The organism is Cellulophaga sp. BC115SP (assembly GCF_009905545.1).
In the GTDB taxonomy this organism is placed as follows: Bacteria; Bacteroidota; Bacteroidia; order Cytophagales; family Spirosomataceae; genus Flectobacillus; species Flectobacillus rivi.
Genome location: NZ_JAAALB010000003.1, coordinates 275,557 through 290,339, shown reverse-complemented (window position 1 = coordinate 290,339; position 14,783 = coordinate 275,557). Strand labels below are relative to the sequence as shown.

General features: G+C 36.7%; 9 protein-coding genes. 8 read left to right on the top strand and 1 reads right to left on the bottom strand.

What is annotated here, in order from left to right; all coding sequences use genetic code 11:
- The first annotated feature begins 354 nt into the window (after positions 1–354).
- From GVN22_RS04150 to GVN22_RS04120, 7 genes are all read left to right on the top strand, one after another.
- The gene (locus GVN22_RS04150; protein ID WP_166549785.1) at positions 355–1,080 is read left to right on the top strand and encodes a hypothetical protein; all 726 of its coding nucleotides are present in this window, start codon (positions 355–357) and stop codon (positions 1,078–1,080) included.
- A gap of 108 nt (positions 1,081–1,188) precedes the next feature.
- Positions 1,189–6,141, top strand: coding sequence for a translocation/assembly module TamB domain-containing protein (locus GVN22_RS04145; RefSeq protein WP_166549784.1), 4,953 nt, complete (start codon positions 1,189–1,191; stop codon positions 6,139–6,141).
- 213 nt (positions 6,142–6,354) lie between these two features.
- Positions 6,355–8,664, top strand: a complete 2,310-nt coding sequence (locus GVN22_RS04140) for a BamA/TamA family outer membrane protein (RefSeq protein ID WP_166549783.1) — start codon at positions 6,355–6,357, stop codon at positions 8,662–8,664.
- Positions 8,665–8,825: 161 nt separating this feature from the next.
- The gene (locus GVN22_RS04135) at positions 8,826–9,077 is read left to right on the top strand and encodes a hypothetical protein (RefSeq protein WP_095160665.1); all 252 of its coding nucleotides are present in this window, start codon (positions 8,826–8,828) and stop codon (positions 9,075–9,077) included.
- A 131-nt stretch (positions 9,078–9,208) separates the two neighbouring features.
- Positions 9,209–10,270 carry an NAD-dependent epimerase/dehydratase family protein gene (locus GVN22_RS04130; protein WP_095160666.1) on the top strand — a complete coding sequence of 354 codons (1,062 nt, stop codon included), beginning with the start codon at positions 9,209–9,211 and terminating at the stop codon, positions 10,268–10,270.
- Between the two features lie 266 nt (positions 10,271–10,536).
- Positions 10,537–11,493, top strand: coding sequence for a glycosyltransferase (locus GVN22_RS04125; RefSeq protein ID WP_166549782.1), 957 nt, complete (start codon positions 10,537–10,539; stop codon positions 11,491–11,493).
- Positions 11,494–11,531: 38 nt separating this feature from the next.
- Positions 11,532–12,269, top strand: coding sequence for a glycosyltransferase family 2 protein (locus GVN22_RS04120; RefSeq protein ID WP_166549781.1), 738 nt, complete (start codon positions 11,532–11,534; stop codon positions 12,267–12,269).
- Between the two features lie 35 nt (positions 12,270–12,304).
- Here the strand turns inward: GVN22_RS04120 and GVN22_RS04115 are convergent, their stop codons facing one another.
- Positions 12,305–12,754: a hypothetical protein gene (locus GVN22_RS04115; protein ID WP_166549780.1), complete on the bottom strand. Its 450-nt coding sequence runs from the start codon at positions 12,752–12,754 to the stop codon at positions 12,305–12,307.
- A 78-nt stretch (positions 12,755–12,832) separates the two neighbouring features.
- Here GVN22_RS04115 and GVN22_RS04110 point away from each other — a divergent pair, with 78 nt between their 5' ends.
- Positions 12,833–14,590 carry a capsule assembly Wzi family protein gene (locus GVN22_RS04110; protein ID WP_166549779.1) on the top strand — a complete coding sequence of 586 codons (1,758 nt, stop codon included), beginning with the start codon at positions 12,833–12,835 and terminating at the stop codon, positions 14,588–14,590.
- Positions 14,591–14,783: the final 193 nt, after the last annotated feature.

Genomic DNA, 14,783 nt, shown 5'->3' with positions numbered 1-14,783 from the left:
AATAAAGTAAAAATACCTTTATTTTTTACAAAATATAGAAGCTTACACTTCCGAAATCCAACATCCGATATCCGAAATGAATGATTTTTAAATTCCTAATGCATCACTAACATTCAGGTTAGGATTTTTTCAAGAAAATTCTAACCTGAATTTTTATTTTGAACCTTATACTCAATTTCTTGTCTAACCAATGACATTTTAGGGTGACTATTAAAATATTATGCCGTTAAATTTGTTATAAAGGTGTATAATCTCGATTTTTGGAAAGGTTTATGTAATCATTACAAGAAACTGTACTTTAAGAAAAAAGAAAGATATATACCGCATTTACAGACATATTAAACAATCAATTTTATGAAAAAGATTAGCTTTATTTTTGGACTACTTTTTGCACTTATTCTACAGGTCCAAGCTCAAACTGCAGACGAAATTTTTGACAGATATTATGACGCAACTGGCGGCACAGAATTGTGGAAAGGTGTTAATAGTTATACCATCAAGCAGGCATTTGTAGCAAATGCTCCAACAGACTTTACCCAAGAAACTAAAGTTTCGGTAGCTAATCAAGGTATCTTAAAAACGAAAACTATCTTAAAAAGAGACTTTATTTACGGTGCTAATCCAACTGAAGCTTATTTCAGAGTGCCAACTGGTAGTCTTGACAAAAATGTCGTTTACGAAACCAAAGACCTTAGCGACAAAGACAAAGCTGGACTAAAGCGTGAAATGACAGATGGTTTGTTGCCATTTATCAATTATGCTAAAAAAGGATATATTGCAACCTATGTGGGCTTGAAAGCAGATAACGGAAAGCCTGTTCATCAGATTGAATTGTCAGGTAAAGATGTAAAATACAACTTGTTTTTTGATGCTACGACTTATCTTTTGTCAAAACTAAAAACTAATTTGGCATCAGGAGAAGAAATCACTCAGGAGTTTACAACCTATACCAAAACTCCATACGGCATCAGCTACCCAAGTGCATCGACCTATTATAGCACTGTTGAAAAACGTAATACTAAAGTAACAACCACGGTGACATTCAATGATAAAATTGAAGCCAGCGTATTCAAAAAATAGTTGTAATAACCTTACAACCCAAAGTGCTTTTTGATAGATAACATTATGAGTAGTTCTTTTATGATTCTGAGTCATAAAACACTACTCATAATGTTTTTTACCCTACTTATGAAGTCATATATCCGCATCATACTATTTTCAATTGCTATCATTTTCCTATTAGTCATAGGGGCTTTTGTCTATTTGCAAACACCAAGTGGACAAGCGCTAGTTACTACGGAAGTGACAAAATTTTTAGAAAACAAATTTGGCTCGAAAGTATCAGCCAAACGTATTGCCTATCACATCCCCGACTGGATAGAACTCGACGAGGTATTTGTAGCTGATAATAAAAAAGATACACTCGTAGCTGCCCAAAAACTGTATGTAGATTTGGATATGCTTGCTTTGCTCAAAAGTAAGGTAACCATTAACAAAGTTGAACTGGAAGGTATTCGTGCCAAAATCAAAAGGACTTTACCTGATACTACCTTCAATTTTGACCATATTGTAAAAGCTTTCGCCTCTCCTAATACGACTCCTGCCAAAAATGATACAACACCTAGTAGTTTGTTGATGAACATTGGCAAGGTAAGTCTAAAAGATATTCATGTTACTTATCTGGATAACGTCATCGGTACTGATGCAGATGTAGCATTCAAGTCGTTTGAAACTTCTTTCAAGAAAATTGACCTTAATTCATCTACTTACCAACTAGCAAATACGAAGCTCAATGGTGCTAATTTGCTATTAAAAACCTATCCAGCATTAAAAGTATCGCCTCCAGATACAAATTCAAGTCCCGTAAATTTTGGTTTTGAAAAAGTTAATCTCGATGATATTGCCTTTGATATTAGCGACCAAGCAGGAGGACTTTCGACCAAAGGACACATTACCAAAGCCAGTGCTGAAGCAGATAAGTTTTCGATGGCAGAGCAACTGATTCATCTCAAAACCTTTTACCTCGACAATTCATCTGTTAAAGTCAATATCAAGCCAACGCCAAAATCTTCTCAAAAGCCAGTCCCTGCTCCTACTGTAGCACAATCTAAAACTCCAGAAAAAGGATGGACGTTTGGTGTTCAAAAGATTCTGATGAAAAACAACACCATTGCTTATGATGATTTGGGAAAACCTCGTCAAAGTAAAGGTCTAGACCCTGCACATATTGGCATCACGCCATTAAATATAGAAGCCGAAAGAATTCAATACTCGTCTAAAGGAGTAACAGGATGGCTTCAGAACATCTCGATGAAGGAAAAAAGCGGTTTTGTTTTACAAAAACTCCAAACCGACTTCGCTTATACTGATAAAAAAGCATTCCTTAAAAAACTTACTATTCAAACACCCAAAAGTATCATTCGTGATGAGGTAAGTCTAAGTTATAACTCCCTCGACCAGCTGAGTAAAAACATAGGGTCAACAAGAGTTTTAGTCAATCTTAAAGATAGCAAACTAGCCTTTTCTGACATACTCTTACTTGCGCCACAACTGGCTCAAACGCCTCCTCTCGCAGGAAATAGTCAGGAAGTATTGCGTTTTAAAGGCAAAGCTACAGGTACTGTCAATAATTTGAGTATCGCAGGACTGACAATCCAAGGGTTTGACCATAGCAAAATTCAGTTGCATGGCAATATCGTTGGCTTACCTTCTGTTGAAAAAACAAGTGTAAAAGTTGGTATCGATGAAGTATCCGTGACTAAAAGCGATATTCAGAAAATCGTACCAAAAGAAATGCTTCCAACGGCGATTGAACTGCCAGAAACAATTGTATTGAAAGGGACAATCGGAGGCAAAGTCAATAATCTAAATGTAAATACACAATTGATTTCTGACCTTGGCAAAGCACAATTTAAAGGTACACTTGTCAATATAACTGTTCCAAACAAACAGCAATACGACGGTCAGTTGTCACTCAATGAGTTTGATTTAGGCAAATTGCTCAAACAGCCAGAGCAATATGGCAAAATGACTTTAGTAACGGATTTTCATGGAAAAGGGACAAATCCCAAAACTATGGATGCCGAAATAAAAGGCAAGATAGAACAAGCAGTTATCAAGGGGTATGACTACAAAGATTTGCAGTTTGCCACCACGATTCGTAATCAAGAAGCGCAGATTAATGCTCTTTTTGAAGACCCAAATGCAAATTTCAATCTACAAGCAAAAGCCAATCTAGCAAACGAATATCCAGCTATTCAGGGTACTTTAGCTATTAAACAGCTCAAGCTCAAAAATCTTCATCTTTACCCCGATGATATAGCTATCAAAGGACAAGTAAAAATGAATTTGACCAATACTAATCCTGCTAAGTTCAATGGCAGCATCGCGATTGATGAAGCCGTTGTGACGCAAGATGGTAAGCCTATTCCTTTGGATGATATTAAGATTTTGGCGCAAAACAACAATGAGCGTAATGCTTTCAGTATTCAAGCGCCATTCCTGCAAGCCCAAATGTTTGGTCAATTTAATTATGTGCAGTTAGCTGACATTATCATTTCGGATATTAATCGTCATTTCAGAATCCCGAATCAAAATCCGAAACTTATCACCGAGCCTTACGACATTACCATCAAAGCCAAAGCGATTGGTCACCCTGCCATCAAAGCTTTTGTACCAGCTTTGACCAGACTAGACTCTACCACGTTCAACGCGACACTGAGTAACGAAGCGGGTCATACCATGCAAATGGATTTGAAAATACCTTTTGTTGAATACGATACCATTCGTGTGCAACAAATAGCCTTTGGTATGCGCTCTGATTCGAGCAAAATTACTTACCAAACAAGTTTAGAAAAATTGAGTTTTAATGCTTTCCAAATGCTGAAGACTAAACTCGATGGAGAAGTAAACGACGATATCGCACAATTTAACCTTGTTTTATTAGACTCTCTTCAAAAAGAGCATCATAGAGTGGCAGGGCAAGTCGCCAACTTTTCAGACCAATTCAGAATCAATCTTTTACCAAATGGTTTAAAACTCAATTACGAGCCGTGGAAAGTTGCCGAGAATGGTTTCTTACAATACGGTGAGGCGGGCTTGATTGTGAGTAATTTTTCTTTACAAAATCAAGAACAATTACTTCAGATTCATACCCCAGAAATGGCGCCCAATGCTCCGTTAGAGATTATTGCTCAAAAATTGGATTTACACAAAATGATTAAGCTCGTATATCCTGACTCCACAATTGCAGATGGAACCATCGACGGAAAAATCATTTTGGCAAACTACATGAAATCACCCTCATTTACAGGTGATGTAACCGTACAGGGTTTTACCTTCCAAAATACACCCATTGGAGATTTGGTAGCACATGTGTATAACGAGACGCCTGAGAAAATTTCGGTAAATACCACCTTAAAAAATGACCAAAATGATATAGCCTTAATCGGAAACTATATCTTGGGCGACAAAAAACCACTCAATTTCTCATTGAATATCAATAAGTTGAGCACAAAAACTATTCAGGCGTTTAGTTTTGGGCAAATGCGCCGAGCCTATGGTAGTCTCAACGGAAATATCACAATTAAAGGAGCAAACGAGCAACCAGATATTGCTGGATTTATTGGTTTTGAAAAAGTGGCATTTGATGTTTCTCAATTAGGTACAAAACTCTTGATTGATAAACAAAAAATCTATTTCCAAAACCATGAAATGGAATTCAAAAACTTTACGCTCAGCGATACGCTCAACCAACCTTTGAGAGTCAACGGTAAAGTTATTTTCCAAAAACTTCCTGAAGTAGAATACAAACTGGCGATTTCGACCAAAAACTTCATGGTGCTCAATTCAACGCGTAAAGACAATGATTTCTTCTATGGCAAAGCATTTGTTGATGCCAACATGAATATCAGTGGCTCAACAAGTACGGCAGTGGTCGATGGCAATGTAAAGTTGATTGAGAAAAGTAGCATTTTCGTACTAATGCCCGACAATAGCGTAAGTGAAGAAGCCATCAACGATGTAGTAGTTTTTATCGATAAAAATAAAAAAGCATTGACCAAAGACTCAACCAATAACACTCAGACCAAATACAATACTAGTTTTATTTCGGAAGTAAGTTTGTTATTGGAAGCCGACGAAAAGTCAGAAATGACCATTGTTGTAGATGAATTAAACGGCGATAACCTCAAAGTACGTGGCAAAGCTCAACTCAATGCAGGGATCAGTTCCAATGGTCAACCTTACATTTTGGGGATGTATTCACTTACAGAAGGGAGCTACGATTTGTCATTTGAACTCCTCAAAAAGCAGTTTAAAATCAAGCCCGGCAGTAATATCGTTTGGATGGGTGACCCTTTGAGCGGTAATATCGACATTACAGCGATTTACCAGACTATGGCCTCTCCTTCCGACCTGTTGAGTTCTACCGAATCACAATATCGTCAAAAAATGCCTTTTGATGTAAACCTAAATCTCAACGGTCCAATGAAAAAACTGGAAACGTCTTTTAGTATTACCTTAAATGACAAAACACAATTGGCCATAGACAACGACGTCAAAACGAAGATAAATGATAGATTAAAGTATTTGGCACAAACAGATATTGCGGAAAACAACAAACAGGTTTTTGCTTTATTGATTTTAAATAGATTTTTCTCAGAAAAATCATCCGACTTTTTCTCTACAATCAACCCCGAAGCCATTGCTCGTCAAAGTGTGAGTAAACTTCTTTCTGACCAGCTCGAAAGATTGGCTGCCGATGTGATTAAAGGGGTAAACTTGAGTGTAAACCTTAATTCTAGTCAAAGTAATATTGCAGGGCAGTCATCTGCCCGAACAGATTTGAACCTTGGACTATCCAAAGCTTTTTTCAATGATAGATTAAAGGTTGAGGTTGGGAAAAACTTTGAACTTGAAAATACCAACGGTGTGCAACGAAATCCAACTGAGGTATTTGATAACGTCGCTGTAAACTATAGTCTTACAGAAGATGGAAGGTATCGTTTTAGGGCATTCCGTAAAAATCAATTTCAAACAGTACTCGAAGGTTTTGTGGTAGAAACAGGCGTGAGTTTTGTCATTACCTTGGAATACCAATCCGTGAAAGAGTTTTTTCAAAAAAACAATAAGGCAAAATGAGATTGCATTATTAGGCGTTAGGCAAAAAGCTTTCATTATTTCTACGAAAAATACTTTGTTGCTTTTAACCTAGAGCTTAAAGCAGCAATTTATAATGTAAAAGTCATAGCTATCAGATGAAATAAAGCTCATCTTGTAGCAAAAACTATAATTTAAACTTATATATGATGGCTTAAAGCAGAATGCTCAAAGCCTAAAATAGCCATTACAAACATGATTCAAAAGAGTGCACTATATATCGGTCTTGTACTTCTACTAGCCAGCTGCTCGGTGACCAAAAAGCTCCCTGCTGGCGAAAGCCTATACACGGGTGCCGAAATTAAAGTCAAAGCCGATTCGAGCATCAAAAAATCAGAGATAGAACGTGTAAATGCTGAACTGACCGAGTTTGTAAGACCCAAACCCAATACAGCTATCATGGGTTTTCCGTATCGAGTGTGGCTATATTATGTCATGGGCGAGCCACGCAAACCCAAAGGATTTAGATCATGGTTTCGCCGCAAATTTGGTGAGCCTCCTGTGCTAGCAAGTCGTGGCGTCATTAATGCTAATACCAAACAAATTAATGTCTTATTGAACAACCAAGGTTTTTTTAGAACCACCACTACAGGTGACCTTGTTGACCAAAAACGTCTAGCAAAAGCCGTTTATACCATTAATCTAAAACCGCAATATCTGCTCGATTCGATTCATTTTGAAACAGATGGAGATACTAGTGTATTTGGGAAAGCGCTACTCAATACTCAGAAAAGAACGCTTTTGGTAAAGGGTAACCCGTATAATTATGAAACCTTAGTGGCAGAGCGCAATCGTATTGAACGCGAACTAAAACAGCGTGGATTTTATTACTTCCGTCCCGATTATGTAATCTTCAAAGCAGATTCGATGAGTAAAAAAACTAAAGTGGATATTTTGGTCGAGATAAAACCCAATGTTGCTCAGGTAGCCAAAAAGATTTACTATATCAACGACATTCATGTGATTACTGATTATGGAGATTTAAGAGTAGATACGACCAATATTAAACAAACGAACTATCAAGGAATTGATATTCAAGATCCCCTCAAAAGATACCGTCCAAAAGTGTTTGCAGATGCGATTGGTTTCCGTCATGGTCGTAATTATTCTAGCCGTTTTCAAGACGTTTCTTTATCTCGTTTGATTAATCTCAAAAATTTCAAATTTGTCAAAAATAAGTTTGAATTAGTTTCTCGTTCAGACTCGGCATTGTTGGATGTGTACTATTATTTGACCCCACAAAAACACAAATCCTTACAGGCAGAATTGAGTGGTTCATCGAAATCAAACAACTTCAATGGTACTGATATTGCGGTAAATTGGCGTAATTTAAACTTGTTTAGAGGTGCTGAAATTTTTACCATTTCAGCCTCAACAGGTCTCCAGTTTCAAGTGGGTGGTGGAGCCAATGCCATCAATAACTCGACTTACAAAGTAGCAACATCGCTTACGCTACCACGTTTTGCTGTACCATTTATTAAGTTCAATCCAACGCGTAATCAGTCCTTACCTTCGACAACATTCAATGTCAATTACGAATATATCAATCGAGGTAACATGTATCGAACTACCTCTTTGAGTGGTTCTTTGGCCTATGACTGGAGTCAGAATTCAACACTAAGACATACGTTTACACCACTCTCAATCAGTTATGTACGAACATTTGATTTTTCATTTGATTATATCAATTACATGATTATGTTCGCACCACAGCAACTAGGTACTATTTTAGATCAAAATACGATTATACCAAGTTCTATTTATCAGTTTTTTTATAATCCAAGACCTACCAAAAGCTCAAGCTTTGCCCTGTCGGGAAGTTTTGAAATTGCGGGGAATTTAGCAAGTGTGCTTGCTAAATCAGCCAATTCAACGAATGAAGCCCAAACTTTATTTGGTGTAGGTTATGCTCGCTATATCCGAAATGATTTGGATATGCGATATAGCAAAACTATCAATAGTAAAATCAAATGGGCGAATCGTGTCATGCTTGGCTTTGGTTTACCCTATGGCAACTCCAATTCCCTTCCATTTCCAAAGCAATATATTGTAGGAGGTAGCAATAGTATCAGGGCATTTGTGGCACGTGGCATTGGTCCTGGAGCTTATTATGCCTCTGGTGATAACGCCACAACGTTCTTAGGAGCACAAGCTGGTGATATGAAATTAGAAATGAATACCGAGCTTAGAGCTAAAGTTAACGACTTTATACAAGGAGCATTATTTGTAGATGCAGGGAACGTTTGGATGTATAAAGATGAGGTTTTATATGGTGCAGATGGTGTATTTGGGAAGGATTTTTATAAGCAGCTTGCCGTTGGAGCTGGTGTTGGTTTACGTTTCGACTTTACTTATCTCTTACTTCGCTTTGATTTAGCAACGCCACTACGTAAGCCATACTTACCAGAGGCAGAGAGATGGGTCATTAAAGACATCGACTTTTCAAGCTCTGATTGGCGCAAAGAAAACCTAATTCTAAACATTGCGATAGGTTTGCCATTCTAAGAATAGTACAAGTTTGTACATTTCTAAATGCTTGTAGAAGAACTGATATATCATATTTGCGAAAAAAGGTAGTTTAACTTTGCAAGAAACTTTTTTAATTAAAAAACTGGGGCTATTTTTGTAACCTAGTTTCTGATAACGAGTCAAATAAATACATAGCAATGAATCGCAAAAATATCTTAGCCATCGCAGCAGTAGCCATGTTAGCAGTAGCTTGTGACTACCAAAAAAACAATACTATCAAGCAAAAAGACCTACGCGCAGGAGATGAGTATGTGTACGGCGTTCACCCAGACAGTGCTGCACGTCAAACAAAAAATAAGTACACAGCTAAGCCAGAAAACGAAGTAAGAGCTGCAAAAATCCGTGAGAAATTGTACGGTCCAGCTGCTGAAATTACTCAAGGAAATTAATACTCTAAGATTTTAATCTTTTTTTATAGATGATAAAAAGCGTTGCGACTCTGTTTGTAACGCTTTTTAGTTAGAAGGGTACTAGGGCTTCAACCTATTCTTTTCTATTTAACCCCCTCTTTTTTATAATTATGAACATTGCATTAGTTACAGGCTCAGCTGGCCTTATTGGTAGTGAAGCAGTATCATTCTTTTCTGAAAAATTCGACCTTGTAATTGGTATTGATAATAATATGCGCCAATACTTCTTCGGTCAAGAAGCTTCAACTGCTTGGAATCGCAATCGCCTAGAAGAACAATTTGCTAATTATAAACACTATCAAGCTGATATTAGAGAAGTTTCTCAATTAGAAGTGATTTTCAAAGAATTTGGTGCAGACATCAAATTAATTTTACATACCGCAGCACAACCTTCTCACGACTGGGCAGCAAGAGAACCATTTACAGACTTTTCAGTGAATGCAAATGGTACACTCAACATGCTTGAAATGACTCGTTTGCACTGTCCTGAAGCTGTATTTATTTTTACATCTACAAACAAAGTTTACGGAGACAATCCAAACTTCTTACCATTAATCGAAACAGAAACTCGTTGGGAAATTGATACCAACCACCAGTATTTCGAAAATGGTATCGATGAAAACTTAAGTATTGACCATACTAAACACTCATTGTTTGGTGCCTCAAAAGTAGCAGCAGATATTTTGGTACAAGAATACGGTCGTTATTTCGGTATGAAAACAGGTATCTTCCGTGGCGGATGTTTGACTGGTCCAAATCACTCTGGTACACAATTGCACGGCTTCTTGGCATACTTGATGAAATGTGCTATTACGGGTAATCACTATACTATTTTTGGTTATAAAGGAAAGCAGGTTCGTGACAATATTCACTCTTATGATTTGGTAAATATGTTCTGGCATTTCTACCAAAACCCACGTGTAGGTGAAGTATATAACGCTGGTGGTGGTCGTTTTGCTAACTGTTCAATGCTAGAAGGTATCACAATTTGTGAAGAAATTACTGGCAAGAAAATGAGTTATAGCTACTCAGAAACAAACCGTATTGGCGACCATATTTGGTATATTTCAGACCTTTCGAAGTTTAAAGAGCATTATCCAACTTGGAACTGGAAATATGGTTTGAACGAAACTCTCCAACAGATTCACGACGGTATCACTAGCCGATTGTAATATTTTTAAAGGACTTAGGACAAACACTTAAGTCCTTTTTTATTCTTTCTATAGATAGTATTTACATTTCAAAAAGCTACATCTTATTTATTTCTACTACCCCGACTCCTCCCTAAATCAAAAGATTTACTAACTACATAGCTAGTAGTTGGACTAATTGATGTATTTTCAGAGTATTTAAGTGGGAGAAATACATAGGTTTGGGGTAAATTTGCATTAATTTTGTTTGATACAAACAACTTATTGGTATTACAATTAAAAATATTATGCCCAATTCCATAAAAATCCTCATTCCTCTTTACAACGATTGGGATGCTTTAGAACTTCTACTTGAACGTATTAAACATACCGTTGAGGCTAGCTTTTTTGAGCAACTTTCTTTTGTAATTGTGGATGATTGCTCTTCTATTCCTTGTGATGTAAATCGTTTTGCGGCATATAAACTTGAAATTATCAGGCTTTGGCGTAATGTAAGTCATCAAAAAGCTATTGCACTAGGTCTTTCTTATTTGACAAAGGAACGTACTTTTGATTACCTCTTAGTGATGGATTCTGACGGCGAAGACCGCCCTGAAGACATGGAGCACTTATATGATGCTTGTGTAAAAACGAAGCAAATTGTTTTTGCAAAACGTGCCAAGCGTAGTGAAGGCCCTGTCTTTCGAGTAGGGTATTTGATCTATAAAGCACTTTTTGGACTATTAACAGGAAAAGTTATTGAATTTGGAAATTTCAGCATACTCCCTTTTGAGCAAGCCAAGAAATTAGCTTACGTTTCAGAAATTTGGAATCATTTTCCTGGCGGAGTAATTCGTTCCAAACTGTCATACAACTCTGTTCCTATTATTAGAGGTACTCGTCTGGCGGGCAAATCTAAAATGAACTTTGTATCCTTGATTCTTCACGGGTTGAGTGCTATTTCAGTGTATCTTGATACCGTTGCTGTTCGAATCGTCATAAGTTCTTTAGTGTTGGTAGTACTATCTATTTTGGTAGCATTAGTTGTATCGATTATTCGTCTTACTACTTCTTATGCCTCCCCAGGCTGGGCAACAACCCTAGTTTCAACCGCAATAATAGTTATACTACAAGCCTTTTTGAGTTCCCTTTTCTTAGTTTTTACTGTATTGAACTATCGAACTCAAAAGCATTTTATTCCAGCACTCGAATATCATGAATTAATACAACAAGTAGACTCGACAGAGCTCAGTAAGGTTAACTAATATTATAGATCATTTGCCAAATAAATCAACATCATAAAATGAAATTAAGTGTAGTTATCCCTGCATACAACGAAGAGGAATCTATTCCTGAAACATTGCGAACCCTGTATGCAACACTAAAAAAATACAATATTGACCACGAAATTTGTGTAACCAACGATAACTCTAAAGACCGTACTGAAGAGGTGTTGAAGTCGTTACAGTCTGAAATTCCAACCTTGGTATATTTTACCAACAAAGGTCCCAATGGTTTTGGGTACGCTGTACGCTATGGCTTAGAACGTTTTTCGGGCGATTGTGTCGCTGTTATGATGGCTGATATGTCTGATGACCCAGAAGACTTGGTGAAGTATTACAATACCATGGTTGAACAAAACGTAGATGCTGTTTTTGGTAGTCGTTTTATCAAAGGTGGAAAAGTATATGATTATCCTCGTTTGAAATTATTCATCAACCGCATCGCTAACTTCATCGTTAAACTTGCCACAGGTATCAAAACCAACGATACTACCAATGCCTTTAAATTGTACAAGCGTGAAACTATCGAGGGTATTAAACCCTTCATGTCTCCACACTTCAATCTAACGGTTGAACTACCTCTGAAGGCATACGTACGAGGTTATTCCTATGCGGTAGTACCAAACAGCTGGACTAACCGTAAGTACGGTGAATCAAAGCTTAAAATAAAAGAAATGGGGAGCCGTTATTTCTTTATTTTACTTTACTGCATGATTGAGAAGTTTTTCTCTCGAGGTGATTATATGAAGAAAAAATAATACAAATAAAAGGATGAGGTTATAACCTCATCCTTTTATTTGTGCAAAAATAATGCTTGTAAAGTACTAAGCTGAAAAAGTGCATACGTAAGTGTGATGCCCCAAAATACAGCAAAAATGGTCATTGTAACCAGAATTCTGAGCACAGATACCCGAAAAGATAATGCCAATAATGTGCCTCCTATTGGTGTAAAAAACAATGGCGTAAAGCATGATATTCCCCAAATACCGACCCTCTTCCACAATTTTACCGCAAATCTTGTACGGCGAGAAAATAGCTTTGCAGGAGTTTTTCTATATTTTTGTATCAAGCTACGAACACTCGTTCCTATTACCAAGACACTAATTACGGTAAGCATCATTCCCAAAATGGTACAAACAGCGGTCTCCCACCATGTCAATTCCAATAATAGTCCCGCAATAGGACCGTTAAAAAATTTGATTGCAGTAGCCACCATTACCGTAAAATATTTCCCTATGGCCATAGCAAAGTAGCAATTTTGATTCGTGACAAAGTTACAACTCTATCGTCATTTGTTATATATAAACCTTAATCTTGTTTCATGCAAGCCTTACTTATGTTCTCTAAACGCCTTCTGGGTATCATATTTCTTATCTTTACTGTCATTACTAGCCTCCAAGCTCAAAGTGTCTTTGTGCCTCTCAATGCTGATTATTATGACTTACTTGATCGCTATGAGATTAAATATGGGCGTTTCTCAAAAACTTTTCACACAGGTATAAAACCATACACCCGTAGGGATGTTGCCCAGTTTATCGAGGCTATCGACCAAGACACTAGCCTTCATGCTGATGTGATAGACCAATTTAATTTTAATTATTTTAAAAACGATAACTGGGAATGGGTTTCCGAAGACTTTGGTAACAGCAATAAAGGAATAGGCAAATACTTTTATAAAAAACAGGCTGATGCATACTCCTTTCATAATGAGGATATTGACGTACACATCAACCCTGTAATGAATGTCCAAATTGGTTCGATAGCTGGAGGCAATCAATCCTACTATTCCTTAAATACACGTGGTATTGAGATTAGAGGAATGATTAACAATCGAATTGGTTTCTATACCTATATGACAGATAACATTTCTAGAGTACCAGATTATATCAAAGACTACGCTGATTCATTCAATCAAAATATGCCTACATCTCCTATACCCATAGCAGGAATGCCAGGAGAAGGATTAACTAAATATTTTAAACAAGATTTATTGACAACAGACTTCTTCTCGGCACGTGCCTATCTAACTTTCCAAGCTAGTAAAAATATAAGTATCCAATTTGGACACGATAAAAATATTATTGGTAATGGTTTTAGATCTATGATTCTTTCTGATAATTCAGCTCCATATTTATTTTTAAAATTAACCACTCAAATTGGCGCATTTCAATATCAAAATCTCTTTACAGAACTTATTAATCCAGGTCGTATTCCTCCTGATCAAATATTCCCCAAAAAATATATGGCAATGCATCACCTCAGTGTGAACCTCTCTTCAAAATTAAATATCGGATTTACAGAAAGTGTGATTTTTAAAAGAGATAGCACAAATGGCGTGGGAGGATTTGAGCTAAACTATCTCAATCCTGTAATCTTTTATCGATTTGTAGAAAGTTTTCAAGGAAGTGGTGATAACGCCTTAGTTGGACTTGATTTTAAGTACAATTTTGCCAAAAAGTTTTCTTTATATGGTCAATTCATGTTAGATGAATTTATCATAAAAGAGCTTTTTTCAAACACTGGCTCATGGACGAACAAATATGGGGCTCAGTTGGGACTAAAGTATATCGACGTATTAGGAATTAAACATTTAGATTTCCTGGGAGAATATAATATGGCTCGTCCTTACACTTACAGTCATAGTAAAACTGGACTTAGTTATTCGCATTATAATCAAGCACTAGCTCATCCTCTAGGGGCAAATTTTTCAGAATGGACTGGCACACTACGTGCTCAACCATTTTCAAAACTACAACTGGTTAGTAGAGCTATTTTTGCTAATTATGGGGAGGACAGTAATGGATCAAACTGGGGAAAAAATATACTTCTCGATTATAACACTCGTAGTCGTTTAGCATATTATAACGATAATAATGGCAATACTTTGGGACAGGGCGTAGCTTCACAACATTTGACTTTTGATATAAGAGCTTCATATCAGTTCAAACACAACTTCTTTGTAGATTTACACTATTTACATAGAGATTTTAAAAGTCAGCAAAGTAATCTTAATAATGTCACTAATCTGCTATCTATTGGTCTTCGTTGGAATACTGCCGATAGAGGACAGTATTATTAGGTAATAATAGTGAATTTTGAATTAGTAGCGTACGAAGGGTTTTACGAATCATCTATTTCTGATATCGGATTGCGGAAGTGTAATCTACTATATTTTATAAAAAACAAAGGTATTTTTTAATATTTCCGAAATCAGAAATCCCAAATCTGCAATAGTTGGGAATCCTCCTTTTTAGGCACGGCGCTATAGGGGA

Coding starts and splice junctions, on each gene's coding strand:
- GVN22_RS04120 (WP_166549781.1), top strand. CDS start 11,532: ATGAAATTAAGTGTAGTTATCCCTGCATACAACGAAGAGGAATCTATT.
- GVN22_RS04115 (WP_166549780.1), bottom strand. CDS start 12,754: ATGGCCATAGGGAAATATTTTACGGTAATGGTGGCTACTGCAATCAAA.
- GVN22_RS04150 (WP_166549785.1), top strand. CDS start 355: ATGAAAAAGATTAGCTTTATTTTTGGACTACTTTTTGCACTTATTCTA.
- GVN22_RS04110 (WP_166549779.1), top strand. CDS start 12,833: ATGCAAGCCTTACTTATGTTCTCTAAACGCCTTCTGGGTATCATATTT.
- GVN22_RS04145 (WP_166549784.1), top strand. CDS start 1,189: ATGAAGTCATATATCCGCATCATACTATTTTCAATTGCTATCATTTTC.
- GVN22_RS04130 (WP_095160666.1), top strand. CDS start 9,209: ATGAACATTGCATTAGTTACAGGCTCAGCTGGCCTTATTGGTAGTGAA.
- GVN22_RS04125 (WP_166549782.1), top strand. CDS start 10,537: ATGCCCAATTCCATAAAAATCCTCATTCCTCTTTACAACGATTGGGAT.
- GVN22_RS04135 (WP_095160665.1), top strand. CDS start 8,826: ATGAATCGCAAAAATATCTTAGCCATCGCAGCAGTAGCCATGTTAGCA.
- GVN22_RS04140 (WP_166549783.1), top strand. CDS start 6,355: ATGATTCAAAAGAGTGCACTATATATCGGTCTTGTACTTCTACTAGCC.